Below are 21,339 nucleotides of genomic sequence, written 5' to 3'. Positions count from 1 at the left end.
ATGAAGAAATGTTCTCAAAAGGAGGTTGAGTGTGTGGGAATTCGGTTTAAAGTGATAAGTTTGGTTTTGCTTTTGGTTGTTCTCACCGCAGCAGTGCTAACTGTTGTCAACCTTCTTGAAATCAGAAATCTATCGTTGAATTCCGCTGTAAACAGCTTGAAGCAAAAAGCTGAAAAAGAATCGTTAATAGTTGATAATTGGATAAAAAGTAGGCTTGCTACTCTGAGCACTATTTCGGCAGATTTTCAGACTTTTCTCATGCTCTTTGAAAAAAGTTTTGTCACGATGACATTGAAAGCGAAGATAGATCAACTTGAGCCACTGGGATTTGTGGATTGGTTTTTTGCAAATTTCGAGGGTAAAGCCTACACCTTGAAGGACAAGGAAATAGATCTGTCTCAAATGGGGTTTTTCAATGCAATTATTAACGAAGGTAGATCCTATTTTGTGGCTACAGGAATCAACTGGGAAGGAGTTAAATCAATAGTCTTTGCCGTTCCAGTTTATTCTTACGAAGGAGTAGCAGAAGGTGTTTTCGGCGCGGTGATGCCACAAAAACTTTTGCAGGATTTTGTTTCTTCGGTTAAATATGGACAAACAGGATATGCTTATATCAGCGATTTTACAGGGAAAATTGTTGCACATCCAAAGGAAGAATACGTTTCAAAAAAGCTTTCAGAGTTGGATCCTGCTTTGAAACCAATTGAAGAGCAAATAGCCAAAAAATCTGTTTCGTACGTTTCATACGTTTTTGAAAAGATAAAAAGATTGGTTGCAATGGCACCTGTTGAGAGCGCCGAATGGATGCTTTGCGCTGGAATATTTGAATCTGAGCTCAACGCCCCCTTTATTGCATCGTTGAAAAAGAGTGTTCTTACAACAGCCGTAGCAGTCTTAGTAAGTATTGTAATAGGTTTTCTATTTGGAAGGGTCATCACAAAACCCATACTTGATTTGACGGAATTCTCAAAACAAATTGCTTCGGGTGATCTTACCGGTAAATTCGAAGTAAAAAGCAGAGATGAAACTGGACAGCTCTCAAAAGTCCTTATCCTGCTTGTTGAAAATTTAAGAAATAGCATAGCAAAAATCGTTAATTTGAAAGAGGAGGTGTCAACTTAAGCCGGGAAATACGATAAAATAAACGGGAACCAACTCTTCTCACCGAAAGGAGGTTCCCGTAAAGATGAAAGTTACAACAACAAATATCACCGAGTACCTATACCAAATTATACCAAACCTTTTTCAAAGACAAAGAGTTCCACATGAGGCGAAAGTATCTGCATTGGTTTTGTACTTTTATGGACTTGCATTAAGGAAGGCAGCAGCCATAATTGGAGTCAGTCATGAAGCCTTGAGGAAATGGTGGGCAAGAATGAAAGAAGAGATATTTGCTGAGAAGATAGAAGGCAATGCAGTAGTAGCTGTAGACGAGATGAAGGTGAACATAAACGGTTACTGCTGGTATGTATGGATAGCGTTTGAGGTTAAGAGGAAGAAAGTGATCTATGCGTTGGTCAGCAAAACGCGAGAGAAGGACAAAGCGAGCTTGGTGATGAAGATGGTGAAGAAGAGAGTGACAGGTAAGTTGAGGATAATAACGGACAAAGGGCCATGGTACTGGGAAGCGAGCGAAGAGAATATGGGATATTGGGAACACGAGCATGAGAGGTTTGGGGAGAGGAGTCTTGTTGAGAGCGTGATAGGGATAAAAAGGTACAGGCTGAGGCGTTTTAACATAAGCAGGTTATGGTACAAGAGGAGGGATGAGGACATAGTGAAGTGGCTATTTCCATTTCTTCTATTAGTGCAGTTTTCCTTCTTAAGTTGACAGGTCCAAGATAGTGCAACGGATTTTTCAAATAAACTTGTTGAAAATGTGCAGAAAGCCACAAGTTTGTCTCAGGATGTGAATCAACTGGCAGAAGAAACGACCAAGCTAATAGGTGAGATTTCAGAGTCTATAAGCGAGGTTAACAGTGGGGTAGAAGAGATTTCGTCAGGAGCTGAAAACGTTGCCAAAAATGCTGCAAAACTTGCAGAAAGCGTGGAAAAGCTGAAACAGAAAGGTCAGAAAGCGTCTTCCTCAATTCAAAACCTTGCAAGCAACGTGAATTTGCTGTCTACAACAGGCAAACAAGCCATGGCAATTATGGAGAAACTTGTTCAAATGTCCCAGCAAATAGAAGTGATTACAAACACGATATCTAGCATAGCTGAACAAACAAACCTTTTGGCTCTCAACGCGGCAATAGAAGCAGCAAGAGCTGGAGAAGCAGGACGTGGATTTGCAGTTGTTGCGGACGAAATAAGAAAACTTGCTGAGGAAAGCAAAAGGTCAACACAAGCCATTTCAGAAACTCTGAAAAATATCATGGAGTTGACAGATGCAGTTGCCAAAGGCGGGGGTTATGTCACTCAAGAACTTGGAAATGTTGTAAAGATCATGGAAGAAGCGGTGCAAGATATAAGCGAAATGGTAAAAGAAATAGATAAGTTTTCTTCTTTAACAAACGATTTGGCTGCGACAAGTGAAGAGCAAAGCGGAGCAGTTCAAGAGATAGCTGCCGCCACGGATAAAATAGTTCGCAACGTCGAGACTTTGAAAGCAGATTTTTCGAGAGTTTCAACAGCAGTAGAACAGCAAACCAATGAAACGAAAAGCTTGTTGAATATCACAGAAGCACTCAATCAAATTGTCTCTGACTTGGAGCAATTGGCTTCCAAATACAAGATTTGATATTCATTATGATAAGCACTCAAAAACAAAGCCATCCAGTTGAAAATCTTGTTTCGACAAAACTGGATGGCTTTGTTTCATTAATTTACTTTTGCCACAACTAAGAAGTCCAATGATATTCACCAAAATTCTTTTTGTTGCTGCTTAACTTCTTTCACCCAACTACACAGTGATAACAAATCCACATTTCCACCGGAAAGAATTGCCACGACTCTTTTGTTTCTTGGTAAGATTTTGTGGAAAAGCAACGCGGCAACTGTGACTGCTCCGGACGGTTCCACCAAGATTTTCATCCTTTCCAAGAGAAAAACCATCGCTGCTTTAATTTGTTCTTCGCTTACAAGAAGAACATCATCCACGTATTTCTTAACGACTTCGAAGGTTATTCTCCCAGGGGAAGCGGTTCTAAGTCCATCAGCTATTGTGTTTATATCTTTCAGCTCAACAATGTGTCCAGCCTTGAATGAAAGATAAGTACTGTTGCTCTGCTCGGGTTCAACGCCGTAGATCTTCACGTTTTTCATTTGTTCCTTTACGGCAACGGCAATACCGGATATCAAACCGCAACCTCCGCAGGGAACAAGTATCGCATCAACGTGTCCAAGGTCTTCCAAAATCTCCAAACCTATGGTTCCTTGCCCCACCATTATCCATGGATGGTCAAACGCAGGAACAAAAACTTTTCCCGTTTCCTTGGAAATTTCAAAGGCTCTACTCAACCTTTCTGTAGAAGTTCTGCCAAATTTTTCGATCTTTGCACCGTAGCCTTCTATTGCTGCGAGTTTTGCAGGAGAAGCGTCTTCTGGTACAACCACCGTGACGTCAACTTCTAAAAGTTTACCTGCGCAAGCCAAAGCCTGACCGTGGTTTCCTGATGAACCTGTGACAACTCCTTTTTTTCGTTCGTCTGGGCACATTGAAAGTAAAAAATTCATAGCACCTCTGAACTTGAAGGAACCGGTTTTTTGAAAATTCTCACACTTCAAAAAAGCTTGATTGCCAGAGATTGAATCAAGTGTTTTGGATGTCAGAATCGGCGTTTTGTGTACGTATTTGGATATCCTCTCTCGAGCTGCCTTGACATCTTTCAGGCTTATCATTTGGAATCGCTCCTTTCAAGATATTTCGAAATATAGTGGTTCTCCGGATCGAACTTTTCAGCTTGAAGAAACGGGTTGAACCTTCTGTATTTTGATCTTGGATCAACACCTACACCAGCGTTCCACTGCCAGTTGCCAACGTTCAAGGCTGGATCATAATCGATCAAGTGTTGGGCAAACAATCTTTCTCCTATTCTCCAATCCCACCCAAAATCTTTGGTGAAATAACTTGCGATTATCATTCTAACTCGGTTGTGGACAAAACCTTCCAAATAGAGTTGTTTCAATCCAGCGTCGATTATAGGTATGCCGATCTGTGCGTTCAACACCCTTTTCCAATCCTCAGCCGATGGTTTCAACCATCGTCTGTTATAGTCTTTTCTAAGATCTTGAAACTCACTTTCCGGAAAGTGATAAAAAAGGTAACTAAAAAACTCTCTCCAAAGAAGTTCATCGATGAATTTTGCTGAATTTGGCCTGTTCATCACCCACCTGAAAACCTTTCTGATCGAAATTGTTCCATAACGCAGATGAGCACTGAGTAAGGAGGTGCCGTTTACAGCAGGAAAGTCTCTCAACTTTTCGTATTCTGGCAAAATCTTTTCGAATCTTTCCAATAGCTCCTCAGCCGACTTCACAGCTCCTTCGTGAACAAGTTCTATCTCTTCAAAACCAAGAGAACTAAGCGAAAAATCAAGTTTCTCAGCTTTTTCTTCACCAATTTTGTACACACATGGCATAGATACGGAAAGCCATTCTACTTTTGGTTTTTCTTGGTAAATAGCTTCTAATTTTTCAAGCTCTTTGTAAGCGGCATTTTTGAAGTGAAAGAAGGTTGTGAGAATCTTTCCTTTCTTGGAACGTATTTTGTCGAAACTTAGGAGATAACCTTCCGAAACCTCTACAACGGGGAGAAATTTTTCAGCCTCCTTAACAGCTTGACAAGCAGAATGACCAAGTTCCACGCAGGTGAAGACTTTTGCTTCGGGAAACTGTGTTTTCAACCAACCAAAAACATCTTTTGCTTTTCCGTAGCATATTGTTATCGCCGTTCCAAATTTGGCAAGCTCTCTGTTGAGATTAACAAGTTGGCGGAAGATGAAATTGACCTTTTTCTCTTGTCCCTCACCTGTAAACTCGGACGGATCAAACAAGTAAAATGGAAAAACTGCATTTCCATCCTCTGCAGCATGGATCAACACCCGGTTATCTTCAATTCTCATATCCCTTCTGATCCACCAGATGTTGCATTTAACCATCCAAGACACCTACATTTCGACTACGGTGTTTGATCCAGAGAGTTCCTTGATGATTCTCCCATCTCTGACCAGCAAGATTCTATCAGCTCGCTGCGCAATCTTCTCGTCGTGGGTGACTACGACCAAGGTTGTTCCATTCTCTGCACGCATTCTTTCAAGCAAATTGATGATCATCGCACCAGTTTCAGAATCAAGGTTTCCCGTCGGTTCATCTGCCCAGACTATCTTTGGATTGTGAACCAAAGCTCTTGCGATGGCAACCCTCTGTTGCTCTCCACCAGAAAGTTGTGAAGGAAACTTATCTTCTTTTCCAGCCAACCCAACCTTTTTTAGCATTTCCACAACTTTTTCAGTTACCTTACGCCCTTTTAATCCAAGTATTCTCAAAGGTAGCTCAACATTTTCAAGAACAGTTAGAACAGGTATCAGGTTGAAAAATTGAAAGACAAAACCCATGTTTTCTGCTCTGAACTTTGTTTTTTGCTCTTCGTTCAAAAGGTGAAAAGCCACACCGTCAAAGAAAATCTCTCCCTCTGTTGGTGAATCTATTCCTGAAAGACAGTTTAACAAGGTTGTTTTACCTGAACCAGATGGACCAAGTATGGTTACAAATTCTCCTTTTTCTATGGTTAAATTTATTCCTCTGAGCGCTTCGATCCTCTTTTCACCTTTGCCGTATACTTTCCAAAGATTTTTCACTATTATCATCATTTTACCTCCTAGGATTAGTCAGGTGCTCTCAAAGCTTCGGCTGGACTTTTCTTCGTCAAGACAACCGGTAAAGATACGGCTATTATCATGAAAGTGTATATTGCGATGATGAGCAAAACAAAGTTTTTCAGCGGGAATGAAAATTCACCAGAACCGAAAAGTTCAAAGATCAACCTTAAAACATTTCTTGATTCGAAGTATCCTGCAAAACTTCCAACCAGAATACCAATAGAAGCTATGACTATGTTTTCCAAAATAAATGCCAAGCTGATGTTGTAGCTCGACATTCCCACAGCCATCAAAGTACCTGTTAAACGCCTTCTTACAACAACGCTTCTCAAAGAATGGAAGGCAATTGCACTAAAGCCACTGATCAAGCCAAAGTACAACAAAACAACGGCAGTTTGAACCAAAAGATCTATTCCAGAAAAAAGCTTGTTCAACTCTTCTTTTACGTGAATTGGAAAATCGAATAGTTTGCTGTAAAAGCTTTTGATCTGCGAAACATTTTCTGGATCGATCTTTGCAAGTAAAACCGGTATGGGACGAACTTCCTTTGGAAGACTTTTTGTGGAAGCAACGTACTTTGTTGGAACCAAAAGCTGCCTCATGTCAAAAACATCTACCACTTCGAGTTCAACCGAAGAAGTTCCTCCTATTCTAAATGGGGATCTTACCCTTCCAGAAACGGTTTTTCCCGTTGGTAGATCGTTTTTCTGCAAATAACCGACAATTGCTTTGCCCGGTTCAAGAAGTTTTTCACGCCACCTAGGATCCGTTTCAAATGGTACCAAAGCTTGTTTAAGAAAGTTTTCATCGACAAAGACTATCAAATCGTTTTCAAATTCGGCAACGTAAACTCTTGAGTAACTCAAAATACCATTGCAGATTTCTATTTCGCTTTTTGAAAAGATGAGCTTCAAAGGATTCCTGATCACGATGAAATCGTATCCAAAAAGCCCATTTTCCATCCTTTGTTTTACAAATCTTTGAACATTTGAATGGACAGTTATCACCAAAGTCATGACGAATACTATCAAGCTGAACATGGAAGCGATTATGAACGAATTTTTCCAGTTTCTTTCAACATACGAAAGTGCTATAAAACTTGAAACAGAAGCTTTGCCAACGAACTTCGATAAAAATCTCCTTGCAAGAAAAATCGCGTAGGCAAAGATCAGCCAAGCTGAAATGTAGAAAGCCGCTCCTCTTTGCAATATTTCCCATCCTCCAACGTTTTGACTTGGTGGAAGATAGCTGATCAAACAAGTTAGAAAAACACCAATCAACAAACTCACAATTGGATTTAAGAAGATCAATGTCAATCCTACTGCCAGCGAAAGTATTCCGAAAATTTGAAATTTACCGATAAACAGAATCGTCAAAATTCCCAAGCATATAAGGCTTAATCCAACCATTCGAATAGCTTTTTTAAAAGTCAAACTTTGCAAATTTTCCACCTGAACTTCAAACATTTGAACAGGTGGCTTGTTGGTGATTTGCCAGATTTTTCTAAGAAATATCAACATGGGAACAACCAAGCCGGCAAAGATACCAAGTAAAACAGTTGGAAACGTTACATGGAGTGAAAATCCTTCGAAAGAAGGCACAAAGCTTACGTTCAAAATTTTAACGGTTTCTATGAACTTTTCAAGCAAATACCTTGCCAAAAGTATTCCAAAAAATCCACCGAAAATTCCTGCAACTAAAAGATATGCTAATCCTTCGATGAAAAAAGCTGCCATTATGTGAATGGTTTTCATGCCCAAAGTTCTTAGGATAACCATCGTTGAACTTCTTTCTTCGGCAAAACTTTTTGCAAAAAGATACACAAGGATGAAGGAAGCTAGAATCGAAAAGCCACTGAAAGCTATGGTTACATATCCTAAAGCTCTGTTTGCTGGTGAATTTAACAGTTGAAATTTCATCGCAACAGCTCTAACATTTGAAATTTTACGAAGGTCTTCGACGATCGTTGAGTGTTCTTCAAGTTTTCCATTCAAGTTCAAATAGATTCTCGTTGGAAAACCACCAGGGCCTGCGAAATCATCGATGTGTACAAAAATCGTTCCCAAGTAGTGAAGATTTTCGCCACGAAAGTTTAAAAAGCCATCTTCACCTATATGTGTTACCGTAAATTTCTTTTCTCCAGCTCCAACGTTCACAACTACTTCAACACCAAGGGAAATCTTCAAAAGATTTGCCAAAGATCGTGAAATGATTACTTCACCGGAGAAAAGATCCAACTGCTTATCCACAAAATTTTTCAAATCTTCTGGATAGACTCCTATTATTAAGCAATCTGCGCTCTTATCTTCGTACATAATTCGTCCAACGGTTTCAGACACAGGTAAAATCTTTTTGACTTTTTCGTGGGATGCTATCGAACTCACAATTTGTTCGTCCAAGCTAAATTTCATAAAGATGTTATTTCTTCTATTTTCAACATAGGCATCGGCAGGTCCAAAGTTTTTTGAAAAACTCGATACTACCCAATTTTTTATGCTATCGTTTATGGAAAGTCCTCCCACAATGAGCATAGAAGGAATAGATATCCCCAAAATCAGCACAAAAGCGGTTTTAAAGTGAGCCTTAAAGTTTCGAAAAGCAATCTTGAGAATCGTTTTCAACATGAAAAAACTAGCCTCCAAAATGATTCTATCATTTACAAGATACCGTTAATCGTGTACAATGATAACTAGAAAAACCAAATAACCTCAATTTGGTTTTTCACTCTTTCCCAAGGGGGAGCGGATGTTATCCGCTGAGAGGAGGGTGTAACCCTCGACCCCTTGAACCTGATCCGGGTAATGCCGGCGGAGGGATTTGGGAAAGAGTGAGAGAAAAAAATAAAATCCCTCCGTCAGGAGGGATTTTTTTTCGGAGGTGGGTAAAGTGAAAGACATCGTGATTTCCAAACTGATTCTTGACGCCTTTTATAAGAAGTTATCGCAATGTCTTGATTTGGATGTGGCTATAGCCGGTGCGGGACCAAGTGGGCTTGCGATGGCTTACAAACTTGCCAGCGAAGGTTTAAAGGTGGCAATTTTTGAGGCAAAAAACGCACCAGGAGGAGGAATATGGGGCGGAGGAATGATGTTCAACGAGGTGGTTCTTGAAGAGGAATTGGCCGATTTTCTTGACGAACTTGGGATAAACTACGTCAAGCGCGATGGCTTTCTTGTGGCCGATGCCGTGCACTTTGCATCCGGTTTAATATACGCTGCCACGAAAAAAGGCGCAATTGTTTTCAACAACGTGTTCGTTGAAGATCTTGCGATGAGAGACAGAGTTGTGTGCGGCGTGGTTATAAACTGGATGCCAACCATAAAGGAAAAATTGCACGTTGATCCAATCACCGTTAAGGCAAAGTACGTGGTTGATGGAACTGGTCATCCAGCCAACCTTGTGAGACTTTTGACGAAAAGAGGAATTTTGAACAGCGTTAAAGGTAATACAGAAAACCTTTGTAGCTGTGGTGTTGTGGAGTACGAATTTCCAATGGATGCGGAGAATGGTGAAAAATTCGTTGTGCAAAACACCCATGAGATTTATCCAGGTTTGATAGTGATCGGCATGGCAGCTGTAAGTGTCGGTGGAGGACCGCGGATGGGACCAATTTTCGGTGGGATGATACTTTCTGGATTAAAAGCAGCCGATATGGTGATAGGATTGTTGAAGAAAGAGGTGGTCTTAAAATGACGCAACTTGAAGCAGCAAGACTTGGAAAGCCAACTTCTGAAATGCTTTATGTTGCAGAGCAAGAAATGGTAAACCTTGAAACTGTGATTGAAAAAATAGCTCAAGGTAAGGCGGTTATACCGAGAAACAAAAACCACAAAAGCCTAACTAGACCTGTCATAATCGGCGAAGGTTTTTCCGTGAAAGTTAACGCGAACATCGGTACATCTATCGTTTATTCGAACATTGACGAAGAATTGAGAAAATTGCAAGTTGCTTTGCACTATGGAACAGACACAGTCATGGTGCTATCAACGGGTGGAGATATCAAAAGGTGCAGAGAGATAATTTTGGAAAATTCCCCAGTTCCCGTTGGAAGCGTCCCAATATACGATACAGCTGTTAAGAGTGTGCAACTAGGAAAAAAGGTTATAGATTTTTCCGAAAAAGATTTCATCGATTTGATAAAAGAACATGCCGAAACTGGCATCGATTTTATGACGATTCATGCTGGCATCACTATGAGAACTTTGAATTTGATCAAAAACAGCAAAAGAATTATGAAAATCGTGAGCCGTGGAGGTTCGATCATCGCAGGATGGATGATTGCCAACGAGAAGGAAAATCCTCTTTACACACATTTTGACGAAATTTTGGAAATAGCAAAAGAATACGATGTAACTTTAAGTCTTGGAGATGGACTACGTCCTGGTGCTGTTTTGGATGCCTCTGATACGCTGCAATTTTCAGAGCTTTTCGTTTTGGCTGAGCTTGCCGAGCGTGCGAACGAAGCAGGTGTTCAAGTAATGATAGAAGGACCCGGGCATGTGCCGTTGAACGAGATTGAAATGAACGTGAAATTGATGAAGAAAATCACGAAAGGAAGACCAATTTTTCTCCTAGGTCCCTTGCCGACCGATAGGGGAGTTGGTTATGACCATCTTGTAGCAAGTATAGGGGGAGCCTTGGCCGCGTATTATGGTACGGATTTTCTTTGTTACGTTACACCGGCTGAGCATTTATGCCTGCCAGATGTGGAAGATGTAAAAGAAGGAGTGATAGCCTCAAAGATAGCGGCAACGATAGCTGATGTGGCAAAGGGTAACAAAAAAGCACTTATGCTTGAAGAAAAAATGGCAAGCGCAAGAGCAAACTTTGATTGGGAAAGTATGTTCAAATACGCCATAGCTGGCGATGTTGCAAGAAAAAAGTGGGAAACCAGAAGATACGATGAAGAAGGTTGTTCGATGTGTGGACCATTCTGCGCGATAAAAATAACAAAGGAGTATGTCGAGAATGCGGAAAGGCTTGTCGACCAGCATAATAAGAGCTGATGTTGGTAAAATAGATCAATTACCATGGTTTTCTCATTATGAACTCACTTTTTTCAAACAAAAAGATGTTGAAAAAGTAATGCGCTTTCTAAAAGAAAGAAAGGCTTCTTTTGGCGTTCATGCACCTTTTGTTTTTAGATACTGCCAAGTTCATCCACAGCCGACTAGTTTGAATCCAACTTTAAGACATGATACTTTGAAGAAAAATCAAAAATGCATAGAACTTGCGAAAAGTCTTGGAGCCGATTACGTTATTTTGCATTTTCCAAGTGCAAAACAAAGCGAAAGTTGGCTAGATATATACGAAGATATCGTTCAAGAAATAGCGTGTCTAAAAACAAATGGAATACAAATTAGGATCGAAAACGTTTACTGCAACGATTGTTTTCACACTTCAAATGACTACAAAGATTTTTTGGAAAGGACAAATTTAACTATTTGTGTCGACATAGGTCATCTTCTGATAGATTCACAGATCTACGGCTTAGACCCTGTTGAGTTTGTGGAAAGCTTGAAACCTTTTATTTCGGAATTTCACATTTACTATGCAGACTTGATTGAGTACGAAAAATGTCATCATAAAGCGTGGAAAAATGAAAAGAAATTTCTTCAGTTACTTGAATACATAAGGGATATAGATGCAGATTTTGTTTTAGAACCATCACCCGAATGTCTTGAAGGCTTTGAAAATCTTTTAAAATACCTCGAAGAACTTTAAGTTGAAGGGGTGGAAACTGTGGTTCTTGTGGTGGCTGGTTTTGATCCTTCTGCAGGCGCAGGGATTTTGCAAGATATAAAAACACTTTCACTTCTTGGAGTTCAAACTTGCGCTGTGGTTGCAGTTGAAACCGTTCAAAATGCAGAAAAAGTTTTTCAAATAAAACCACGACCTGTTGAAGATATTTGTCTTGAGCTTGATGTTCTTCCAACACCCAGAGTTGTGAAAGTGGGGTTGTGTCAACCAACTTTTGTTGAACTTTTGAGAAGAAAATATCCAAATGCAAAAATTGTTTGGAATGTAATTTTAAAGTCAAGTTCTGGATTTGAATTTTTCAAACCACAAGAAGTCTTACCATACTTAGGCTTTGCAGATTACCTTTTGATGAACTCTGAAGAATACGATCGTCTCGTCGAGTGTAATAAAAGTTTTTTAAAGAATATGATGGAAAAGATAATTATAACTGGTGGACACAGAAAAGAAGAAAAAATCATCATCGAATACAACGGAGAAAAATTTGTTGAAGAAAAAGTTGAAGGCAAGTTCCACGGAACAGGATGTTGCTTTTCATCGGCTTTTGCTGGTTTTTTGGATTTAGGGTATGAACCAAAAGAAGCCATCATTGCTGCTGCAGCATTGGTGAGAAAGATATTGGAAAGATCAAAAAACTTAAAATACGTCGCAAGTGAGCTTTTGGCCAGAGAATGGCAAAAATACGATATATTGGAACAATTGGACGAACTTTTGGAAGAATTTCTCATGCTCGGTCCTCTGACTGTCCCTGAAGTAGGTCAAAATGTATCTTTTGCGCTCGATTGGTCAAAAACCGAAGAAGAAGTTGCGAAATTTCCTGGAAGAATAAGGATGTGTCTTGGAAAAGCCGTTGTGGTTTCCAAAGCCTGCTTTAAAGATAAATCTCACACTGCTAGGATGGTTTTGACGGCGAAAAAGTTCTTTCCTCACATCAAATGCGCAACGAATATAAAGTTCAAAAAAGAGTATGTTGAAAACGCAATAAAACAAGGGTACCTTGTTTTCAAGTACGATCGATCACTTGAATCGGAGGAATTGATGAAAAAGGATGAAGGTTCAATGGAGTTCATGATAAAGCTTGCCGTTGAAAAACTTGGAAGAATGCCGGATGTAATATGGGACGATGGTTGGTATGGAAAAGAGGCAATGATAAGAGTTTTCGGTAGAAATCCAAAGGAAATCCTTGAGAAGGTCAAAAAGATTGTTTCAGGTTGAACTCACTTTGTCACAGTAACCTTTTTTATAATCCTTGGATTGTCTGGATTGTACCCTTTTAAAATGCAAAGATAGTAAGAGAAAAGCTGTATCAAAACAGTTAAACTCAGTATTCTTGAAAGTCCATTTGAGCTGAACTCTACATTCTTCTTGACAAAGTCTTTCATTTCTGGAATATCACAGAAAGAGTAGACGTCTATTTTTTGCTCGTTCAATTTAGCGGCAGTTTGCAAAAGATCTTCCCTTGTTTCATCGTTTATGCCAAGCAAAAACACGGGTATTTCAGAATTTATCATCGCTATTGGCCCATGCATGAAATCAGACGTTGAAAAACCCTTTGCCCTGACGTAACTAGTTTCCTGTATCTTCAAAGCAAATTCAAGCGCTATAGGATAAGTCAAACCACGTCCAAGTACAAAACATTCGTTCATGTACCTGAACCTTTCAACGAAAAGTTTTATCTCGTTTTCTTTGTCCAAAGCTTCTTTCACCACGTTTTCAACCTGTTGCAGTTTTTTCAACTCTTCATCGGATTTGGAAAGCAAACATGCAAGCATTCCAAGCAGTAAAAGCTCTGCCGAAAAAGTTTTTGTGGCGGCAACGGCCTTTTCCACGCCAACGTTCATGTAAATTGAAAAATCAGCAACTTTAGCCAGCCTAGATTGAGGATTGTTTGTCAAAGAAACGCAAAGTGCCCCGCATTCTTTTGCCATCTCGAAAAAGCTGCAAACATCTTCGGACATCCCAGATTGAGAAACGGCGATCACACATGCTTTATCAAGTTTAAGCTTTCTGGCGTATATTGAAGCAACTGATGGTGCGGCGAGGGATACCGGTATCCCGGCGAAAATTTCAATGGCGTACTTTCCGAATGTGGCTGCGTTGTCTGAAGAGCCGCGCGCCACAAAGACGATGAATTCTATACCCCTCTCAAAGATGCCTTTTGCAACTTTTTCTAACACTTCCAAGTTCGCTTCATAGCAAGTTTTTAAAACTTGTGATTGCTCTTGTATTTCGCTGTACATGTGATGCATGTTTCTTCACCCCAAAATTTAAGACTTTCTAAAAGATTATACCATATGACAAAGATATATTAATGAAATACCCAATACAGTCATGCGCTTTAAAATAGCGTTCATCTTTTAAGCTGGGATAAATCGTCGCGCATCGAAAGATTGAGATAATAAACCACTTTGTTAAACCCCTCAGCATAAATCCATCTTTGCATCTCGATAACTTGTGTTGTGGTAGGTAAATTCATCAATTTCCTTTCTTCATCTGTTGCCAATCTTGGCAAAAGAACCTGTTCGACTTTTTTGACTTCAAGTTGAACTTCCTCGATGAGTATCTTTGCTATGGAGCCTTGAAGATTTCTGTGATAAAGTAACTGACCAATTTCAGGTAAAAAATAAGAACTTTCCACTGCTATGGGAATATCGTCCACAAACCTCAATCTTTTCACAAAATAAACTTTTTCAAGATCTTTCCATTTTGCCTGTTTTAACAGTTCTTGGTTTGGAGAAATAAAACCGCATTCCAAAACAACGTTGTGCGAAACCATCCCAAAAGTCTCAAGTGCATAGGAAAGGCTTATCAGGGGTTCAAAGCCCAGGGAAGGTCTTAGTTTTCTCACGAAAGTTCCATACCCATGCTTGCGAACAAGCAACCCTTCTTTGATGAGTCCTTCAATGGCTTCTCTAACCGTTGCTCTACTCACTTGATATTGCTCCATCAGATCGTATTCTCCAGGTATCTTTTCTCCCTCTTTCCATTCACCTTTCAAAATCTTTTCTTTTATCAACTCTCTGAGTTGCACGTAAAGCGGAATAGGGCTGTTTCTATCAAGCATTTACTTTTTCACCTCTAAATCCAACCCCAACGTTCCTCCAGGGTTCATTATGTTGTTAGGATCGAAGTACTTTTTCAAGCATTTCATAACGTTAAGTTGATTTGTTCCAATACACTCTTCAAACCATGGTGCAAACAGTTTTCCTATACCGTGGTGATGGCTCAACGCCGCTCCTGATTTTACTATACTATCAATTATTCCGCTTTGGTACTCAACAAATTCCTGTATGTCCTTGAATTTCCCAACGAAAATGAAATACAAGTTAGTACCCTGTGGATAAAAGTGAGAACAATGGCTCATGACAATCGTGTTTGGCCTTTGTTTGCAAAAACTTCTAACCGTTTTCCAAACATATTCAACTTGATCCCAAGCTACGGCACACTCAAGCGTATCTATGACTATTCCAAAGTCCATTAGATCATCTCTGATGTATGGATCGGTAAACCTACCCTTTTCCCAAGCTTTTGTGACATAACCTGTGGTGTACATTCCACCAAAATCTTTTGCAATCTTCATTATTTTCCTTTTGATGTTTTTTGCAAAATCCTTTTCACCTTGCGCTAAACCCAAAAGTAAGCAACGTTCCATCGGCTTATAACCTTTCATTCGAATCAATTTGTCTATGATAGTTCCTTCCACACCGTACAATTTCATTGCAACATCGGTTTCCTCAGGATCTGAAAGACGCATCACCGCTGGGAAGCCAAATTGACCTTGCATTATCTCTCTGCATGCGTTTAAAGCTTTCTCAAAACTTGGAAAGATGAAGCTAAACCTTTGATCGTTTTCTGGCATGTACCTGAAGATTTTCAGCGTAACTGATACCAAAAGACCGTAAGCACCTTCGCTTCCTATGAAAATTTGGTCGATCGATGGACCAAGTGCTGCACGTGGATACGGCTTGGTTACTATTTCTCCTATGGGAGTTATATACTTTTGGCAGACAACTAGATCTTCTATTTTGCCGTAGTACGTTGAATTTTGCCCTGCTCCTCTTGTCACAACCCAACCGCCAACCGTTGAATACTCGAACGATTGTGGCAGATGACCACAGGTATATCTGTGCTTTGTGCCAAAGTATTTAGGAGCGTTGTTCAACTTTTCTTCAAGCTCAGGTCCGTATATTCCAGGTTCCACCGTAACGGTGTGGTTCACCTCATTTACGGAGATGATTTTGTTCATATGTTTTGTGAAATCAACACATATACCACCTTTCACACACTCTGTGCCACGTGTAACTGTTGAACCTCCCCCACGTGGATATATTGGTATCTTCTCCTCGTTGCAATATTTCACAAGTTCAACTACGTCTCTTTCGTTTCGCGGGTAAACAACTGCATCTGGAAGGTTTTCTATTATCTTCTTCCGAAGTCTTAAAATATCATAAGCCGTTTTGCCGTAGCTTGCTTTAACGCGTGAAAAGTCATCTGTTTTTACATTCTCCTCTCCCACAATTTGTTTGAGTTTTTCAAGTTGGTTTTTTGAAAGCTTTATAGGTATATTCACCTCAACCTTTTCAAATCCAAGGTCAACAGGCTGCAAGAAATCTTCATCCATCAAGTTCAAAGCTTTTTTCAAAAGCGCATATAACCTTTCGTTTGGATGTTTGAAAAAGCTCGGATCACCCCACTTGAAAATTGCTCTGTACGAGTCAGGTGGTGCAACTTGTTCAACCCATTTTGGAACAAACCCCATGATGGTCCCCTCCTCAGCACTCTGGATAGCCTGTTATTCTTTGAAGTCTTTTATAAAGCGGACGAAGTTTTGGATACAAAGCTTTGTAGACTTTTTCGTAAAGCTCTTGGTAGACCTTTGTATTCTCCAGGTTGGGTTCAAAGGCTTTTTCGTACCTGCTCATGTTTTTCACTGCTTCTTCGAAAATTGAGAAATACCTTAAGCCATAAAAACCAACCATTGAAGCTCCAAGACCTGCTGCTTCCTGCGTTTCCATTCTTAAAACCTGCCTTCCAGTGACATCAGCAATCGTTTGGCAGACAAATTCCGATTTTGATGCCCCGCCTGTGACGACGATTTTTTTCATCTTCACTTTTGATACCTTTTCGATCTTTTCTATTCCATCCCTCAAGGCGTACGATAGACCTTCTATTATTGCCCTGTACAAGTACGCTTTGTTGTGCATTTGACCAAAGCCTATAATTGCTCCCCTTGCCTCTGGCATTTTCAAACCTGCTCCCCAGTAGGGTTGAACTATTAGCCCAACAGAACCAGGACAAGTTTGCAAAATTGCTTGATGCTCAAGAAGATCTTCGGTTGAAAGACCATTTTTTTGAGCCAAAGCTTCTTCGTAAAGCGCAAACTCTTTTTTAAACCAAGTGATCATCCAAAAGCCTCTGAAAATTTCAACTTCTGGGTTGTAGTGTTTTGGTACAACTGCTGGATACGGTGGCATGAATTTTATAGGTTCCATGTACCTTTTGGTTGTGATCTGAATGGTTAAAGTTGTTCCAAGGCTAGCACAGCCCATTGATTCTTCAAGACAACCTGCCGCCAAAGTTTCGCATCCTTTGTCAGAACCAGCTGCCACAACCGGTGTACCTTCTTTTATTCCCGTTAAGTTTGATGCCTCCTTTGTTATGTTGCCAAAAATCGTTCCGGGTTGAACAAGTTCTGGCAGTTTTTCCCTTTCTATTGGAAAAAGATAGGAATGAAAATCTCTTGGATCTGCCCAAGTGTGTCTTTTGTAATCGAAAGGAATGTGTCCGATTTGGTTTGCAATGCTGTCAACGTACTTTTTTGTCAAAAGGTAATGAAACCATCCGGAAAGCAAAAGAAATTTCTCTGTCTTTTTCCAAATTTCTGGTTCGTTCTGTCTCAACCAGTTGGCTTTGCATTTTTTGAAAGAAATCTTCGCTGCCTTGTCCATACCGACGATTTTGAATCCAAGTTGGTAATACCAAGGAAGTTTTGCATCATACCTTGCCATTCTTTGATCTAACCAAAGTATGGCTGGTCTTAAAGGATTTCCCTCTTTGTCAACACAAACGCAAGTGTCCCTTTGAGTGGTAACTACAACCGCTTGAACGTTTTTCCAAGCTTGAGGTGATCTTTCACTTACTACCTTGCAACCTTCTTGCAAAGCTTTGACGTAAACCGATAGATCCTGCTCTGCCCATCCTGGTTTTGGGGAAAAGTAAGGTTCCGCGTAGGTGTGTTTGTGAAGATCAACCAATCTACCGTTTGAGTCGAAAAGCATCACCCTAAGACTTTGAGTTCCACAGTCGATGGCTAATACAGTTTCTTTCCCCATATCCCCCGCCTCCCAAATCCAAAAAGTAAGTTGAGACAAGATTTGCACCAGTTCCGGCAATGTTTTCACATATAACCTCTCCGACGTCAACTTTATTTTTCACCACGATTTTCCTAACCACTTCCATTATCCCTTGAAAGTCTTTGACTGTAACTGGTCTATCCGTTTTCACAGGTAAAAGCGGTTGTTCACTGTAAATTGTCCTAACAGTTGTGCACAAAACTTGGTGTGGATCAAACAGATTTTTCAAAACAAAATCGTACCCCCGTTGACATTTATATCCTTCCAATTTGTAATCGTGGCCTTCTTTCATCACCAAAACTTCACAACCTTTTGGACAAACGCTACATATGATTTTCCTTGATCCTTCTTTCACCTGTTTTTCCTCTTCAAATTCTGTGATTTTCAACGTTAAATGTTTTACATCTTCGTTGATTTCTAGGTCAAAATATTCCGTCTGCTGGGGTCTTAAGAACGCAAAACTTTTTTCGACCGGTTCTTTCGTCCCTATCACCTTTATTTTGACATTTCTCAAAGTTTTACTGGATCTAAAATAAATTCTAACTTTCCTGCTGGATGGATCGACAAACTGTGGTACTGCAAACGCGAAAAATTCGTCGTGTTCGACGGGTATTAAACTTTTTCTTTCAAAAAGCCCTAAGGCGTAAAGTCCTGCCGATCTTCCTGCAACTTTGCCAAGTTGTGTCACAAAATCAACCTGATCACTCACAAAAACGTTGTTACCACATGCAAAAACTCCGTCCAGTAAAGTCATGCAATTTTGATCGACAAACGGTCCTTTGGTACGTTGATCTATCAAAACCCCCAATTGTTCCAAAAGGTCGTTTTCTGGTATCAAGCCTGCGGCAATTATCAATGCATCACATTGCACGATTTTCTCACTGTTTGGAATCGGCCGACCTTGTTCATCGACTTCAACAATTTCCACAGCTTCTAACCTGTCTTTTCCAAAAACCCTTTTAACTGTGTGACGTAAGTAAAGCGGTATTTGAAAAGCGTCAAGACATTGTACTATGTTTCTGATCAAACCAGATGATTCGGATTTTATCTCATAAACTCCTTCAACTTTTGCCCCTTCTATTGTCAAACGTCTTGCCATTATCAATCCAACATCCCCACTTCCAAGGATGACACACTTTTTTGTTGGCAAATACCCCATGATGTTGACGTAGTACTGAACGGTTCCAGCTGTAAAAATGCCGCTGGGTCTATCGCCGTGCACAAATATTTGTCTTGAAGTTCTTTCACGGCAGCCTGTGGAAAATACCATCGATTTGCTTGAAATTTGAAAAACACCATTTTGATTTTGAATGGTGATAAAAAAGCGATTTTTAACTTTTTCGATTTGAGTTACAAAACTTTGCGTCAAAACCTCGACAGGAAAATTTTTGAGCATTTTCAAAAACTTCGCAGCGTATTCTGTACCTGTAAGCTTTTCTTTAAATTCAACCAATCCGAATCCTTCGTGAATGCACTGCTTTAATATGCCTCCAAGTTGTCTTTCGCGCTCGATCAATAGTACCCTTGCGCCAGTTTTACTGGCTTCAATTGCCGCTGCCAATCCACCTGGTCCAGAGCCAAGCACAACGACGTCAAATTCCACCATCGAAATCTCCCCTTGTTGGTTCAAGCAAAATGTAAGAATCTCTTCCTTTCTTTGTGAACTTCGTCAAATCAAAACCTTTTTCAGCCAATATCCAAAGTATTTGCGGTGTACAAAAGCCACCTTGGCACCTTCCCATTCCGGCTCTCGTTCTCCACTTTATTCCATCCAAAGTGGAAGCAGGTATTAACGATTGCAAAGCTTGCTCAATTTGTCCTTTAGTTACCTGCTCGCAACGACAAATGACCAAACCATAGCTTGGATTTTTCTCGATGATTTTTTGTTTTTCAATCAAAGAAAGTTTGCTGAAATCGGGATCGGTTTTACGAACCGGGCAAAATTTTTCGTTTTCGACAACTTTCATGAACTTTGACAAAACTTCAACGGACATTTTCGCAACATCAACGGCTATCGCAGGAGCACTTGTAAGTCCAGGAGATTGAATACCCGCTACGTGAATGAGATTTTGGATTTTAATTGATTTTTCTACGATGAAATCTTCCTCGTATGTCGCAGCCCTGTTTCCAGCAAAGTAAGTGATAATGTCCTTTTCGCTTAAATTATTGACAAGCTTAGCGTGTTTTTTAAGCAGAGACTGAAGTCCTTGCTCGCTTGTGCTGTAATCTTCCTTGTGTGGAACCTCTTGCGCAGTGGGTCCTAACAGTATGTTGCCATGAACGGTTGGGATCACTCCACCACCTTTTGTGACAGAAGCAGCTTGAGTTATTGAAACCATTGAAACGGTAGATTTAACGAGAAATCCCTTTTTCTTGTCTACTATTGCCATTTCACCTTTTCTTGGATGAATTGTGAAAAACTGATCATTTGCCAAGCTTGCCACATAATCTGCCCAAAGTCCGGCTGCGTTTATCACCAACTTTGGAAAAATTCTTCCACGGTTTGTAAGCACACAGACAATTCGATCATCTTCTATCTCCATTCCTTCAACAAAAGTGTTGAAGCTAAACTTGACGCCATTTTGAACAGCGTTCTCAGCCAACGCCAAGGTCATTTTGAAAGGATCAACTATGCCTGCTTGCGGTAAGAAATAACCCCATGAAAACTGATCGATCAAATTTGGTTCCAACTTTTTCACGGACGATTTCGACAAAATTTTAAAGACATCTATACCATTTTTTCGAGCCCTGTTGTTTAAAAAGCCCACCAGCATCAGATACAGCGGATTTTTGAAAAGGATGATCAAGCCGTTTTGAACGTACGGAAAATCTAGTTCCTTGGCAAGTTGGGGGATCATTCTTATTCCCAAAGAGTTGTAAAAAGCCTTTTTAGTGCCAGGTTTTGGAGCAATCGGAGGATGGATCATACCGGCATTTCTTGAACTTTGATGGAAAGCTACATCTGGTTCTTTATCAACCACCAAGATGTTTAATTTGTACCTTGAAAGCTCTCTTGCTATGCTGCATCCAACTACACCTGCACCTATTATTAGAACATCGACCTTTACGCCTTCCAATTCATTGTCACGAAAATTTGGTTTGATTATCGTTTCCTTACCTACTTCCTCACATTCCAAAAGGTTCACAACACCTCTGTAACCAAGTTTTGTGGCAAGTTTTCCTGCTTTTACAACCTGCTCCCATTTTTTTGTTCTGCCTTCTAAAACTATCGCTCCGTTTTTTTCAGAAAGATGAACTTTCACCCCTATTTTGCTTTTAACGAGTTTCTCAAATTCAAAAAGTTTCATCCCATCACCTTCTGACAATAGGATGTACGTACATCATTATCTTAACAAATCCATGAAAGGTATGTCAAGACTTACAGAAATTTAGCCAGAAAGCACATCCCT

Annotated in this window: 16 protein-coding genes, 1 pseudogene and 1 riboswitch; of the genes and pseudogenes, 7 read left to right on the top strand and 10 right to left on the bottom strand. The window is 40.1% G+C overall.

Translation table 11 applies throughout. The features are described from left to right. The first annotated feature begins 33 nt into the window (after positions 1-33). The 3 genes and pseudogenes from THETH_RS07010 to THETH_RS11095 form a co-directional block, all read left to right on the top strand. A complete protein-coding gene (locus THETH_RS07010) occupies positions 34-1,122 on the top strand; it encodes a PDC sensor domain-containing protein (RefSeq protein ID WP_041446422.1) in 1,089 nt (362 codons plus the stop codon). Between the two features lie 64 nt (positions 1,123-1,186). Beyond that, positions 1,187-1,831, top strand: coding sequence for a DDE-type integrase/transposase/recombinase (locus THETH_RS07005; protein ID WP_013932418.1), 645 nt, complete (start codon positions 1,187-1,189; stop codon positions 1,829-1,831). A 360-nt stretch (positions 1,832-2,191) separates the two neighbouring features. Next, a pseudogene (locus THETH_RS11095) lies at positions 2,192-2,740 on the top strand (methyl-accepting chemotaxis protein); the annotation flags it as partial. A gap of 119 nt (positions 2,741-2,859) precedes the next feature. Here THETH_RS11095 and THETH_RS06995 read toward each other — a convergent pair. The 4 genes from THETH_RS06995 to THETH_RS06980 are packed head-to-tail and all read right to left on the bottom strand — an operon-like array spanning position 2,860 to position 8,443. Continuing rightward, a complete protein-coding gene (locus THETH_RS06995; protein WP_013932656.1) occupies positions 2,860-3,840 on the bottom strand; it encodes a threonine ammonia-lyase in 981 nt (326 codons plus the stop codon). After that, positions 3,837-5,099, bottom strand: coding sequence for an FAD-binding domain-containing protein (locus tag THETH_RS10335; protein ID WP_013932655.1), 1,263 nt, complete (start codon positions 5,097-5,099; stop codon positions 3,837-3,839). The genes THETH_RS06995 and THETH_RS10335 overlap by 4 nt, the downstream gene beginning before the upstream one ends. A 9-nt stretch (positions 5,100-5,108) precedes the next feature. Continuing rightward, positions 5,109-5,807, bottom strand: coding sequence for an ABC transporter ATP-binding protein (locus tag THETH_RS06985; RefSeq protein ID WP_013932654.1), 699 nt, complete (start codon positions 5,805-5,807; stop codon positions 5,109-5,111). Between the two features lie 17 nt (positions 5,808-5,824). Then, the gene (locus THETH_RS06980) at positions 5,825-8,443 is read right to left on the bottom strand and encodes an ABC transporter permease (protein WP_013932653.1); all 2,619 of its coding nucleotides are present in this window, start codon (positions 8,441-8,443) and stop codon (positions 5,825-5,827) included. Positions 8,444-8,544: 101 nt separating this feature from the next. Then, positions 8,545-8,653: riboswitch (TPP riboswitch) on the top strand. A gap of 52 nt (positions 8,654-8,705) precedes the next feature. Here THETH_RS06980 and THETH_RS06975 point away from each other — a divergent pair. Genes THETH_RS06975 through THETH_RS06960 form a run of 4 tightly spaced genes read left to right on the top strand, consistent with a single transcriptional unit; the run spans position 8,706 to position 12,791 of the window. Next, positions 8,706-9,512: a sulfide-dependent adenosine diphosphate thiazole synthase gene (locus tag THETH_RS06975; RefSeq protein WP_013932652.1), complete on the top strand. Its 807-nt coding sequence runs from the start codon at positions 8,706-8,708 to the stop codon at positions 9,510-9,512. Continuing rightward, the gene (gene thiC, locus THETH_RS06970) at positions 9,509-10,825 is read left to right on the top strand and encodes a phosphomethylpyrimidine synthase ThiC (RefSeq protein ID WP_013932651.1); all 1,317 of its coding nucleotides are present in this window, start codon (positions 9,509-9,511) and stop codon (positions 10,823-10,825) included. Before THETH_RS06975 ends, thiC begins: the two co-directional genes overlap by 4 nt. Beyond that, a complete protein-coding gene (locus THETH_RS06965; protein WP_013932650.1) occupies positions 10,788-11,543 on the top strand; it encodes a sugar phosphate isomerase/epimerase family protein in 756 nt (251 codons plus the stop codon). The genes thiC and THETH_RS06965 overlap by 38 nt, the downstream gene beginning before the upstream one ends. Positions 11,544-11,552: 9 nt before the next feature. Next, the gene (locus THETH_RS06960) at positions 11,553-12,791 is read left to right on the top strand and encodes a thiamine-phosphate synthase family protein (RefSeq protein WP_245530472.1); all 1,239 of its coding nucleotides are present in this window, start codon (positions 11,553-11,555) and stop codon (positions 12,789-12,791) included. A 2-nt stretch (positions 12,792-12,793) separates the two neighbouring features. Here the strand turns inward: THETH_RS06960 and THETH_RS06955 are convergent, their stop codons facing one another. The 6 genes from THETH_RS06955 to THETH_RS06930 all read right to left on the bottom strand — a co-directional run bounded on the left by THETH_RS06955 (position 12,794) and on the right by THETH_RS06930 (position 21,237). Next, entirely contained in the window at positions 12,794-13,825 is a 1,032-nt protein-coding gene (locus THETH_RS06955; RefSeq protein WP_013932648.1) for an SIS domain-containing protein, read from the bottom strand. A 101-nt stretch (positions 13,826-13,926) separates the two neighbouring features. Continuing rightward, positions 13,927-14,640 carry a GntR family transcriptional regulator gene (locus THETH_RS06950; protein WP_013932647.1) on the bottom strand — a complete coding sequence of 238 codons (714 nt, stop codon included), beginning with the start codon at positions 14,638-14,640 and terminating at the stop codon, positions 13,927-13,929. Further along, on the bottom strand, positions 14,641-16,335 hold the full coding sequence (locus tag THETH_RS06945) for an FAD-binding oxidoreductase (RefSeq protein ID WP_013932646.1): 1,695 nt from the start codon (positions 16,333-16,335) through the stop codon (positions 14,641-14,643). A 13-nt stretch (positions 16,336-16,348) separates the two neighbouring features. Next, positions 16,349-17,908 carry an FGGY-family carbohydrate kinase gene (locus tag THETH_RS06940; RefSeq protein WP_013932645.1) on the bottom strand — a complete coding sequence of 520 codons (1,560 nt, stop codon included), beginning with the start codon at positions 17,906-17,908 and terminating at the stop codon, positions 16,349-16,351. After that, positions 17,859-19,535: an FAD-dependent oxidoreductase gene (locus THETH_RS06935; protein WP_013932644.1), complete on the bottom strand. Its 1,677-nt coding sequence runs from the start codon at positions 19,533-19,535 to the stop codon at positions 17,859-17,861. Before THETH_RS06935 ends, THETH_RS06940 begins: the two co-directional genes overlap by 50 nt. Next, positions 19,522-21,237 (bottom strand): NAD(P)/FAD-dependent oxidoreductase, encoded by a 1,716-nt coding sequence (locus THETH_RS06930; protein ID WP_013932643.1) that lies wholly within the window; start codon positions 21,235-21,237, stop codon positions 19,522-19,524. Before THETH_RS06930 ends, THETH_RS06935 begins: the two co-directional genes overlap by 14 nt. Positions 21,238-21,339: the final 102 nt, after the last annotated feature.

The sequence above is a fragment of the Pseudothermotoga thermarum DSM 5069 genome (assembly GCF_000217815.1).
GTDB lineage: Bacteria > Thermotogota > Thermotogae > Thermotogales > DSM-5069 > Pseudothermotoga > Pseudothermotoga thermarum.
The sequence above is the reverse complement of the archived record's forward strand: the minus strand, read 5'-3'. Positions and strand labels throughout refer to the sequence as shown.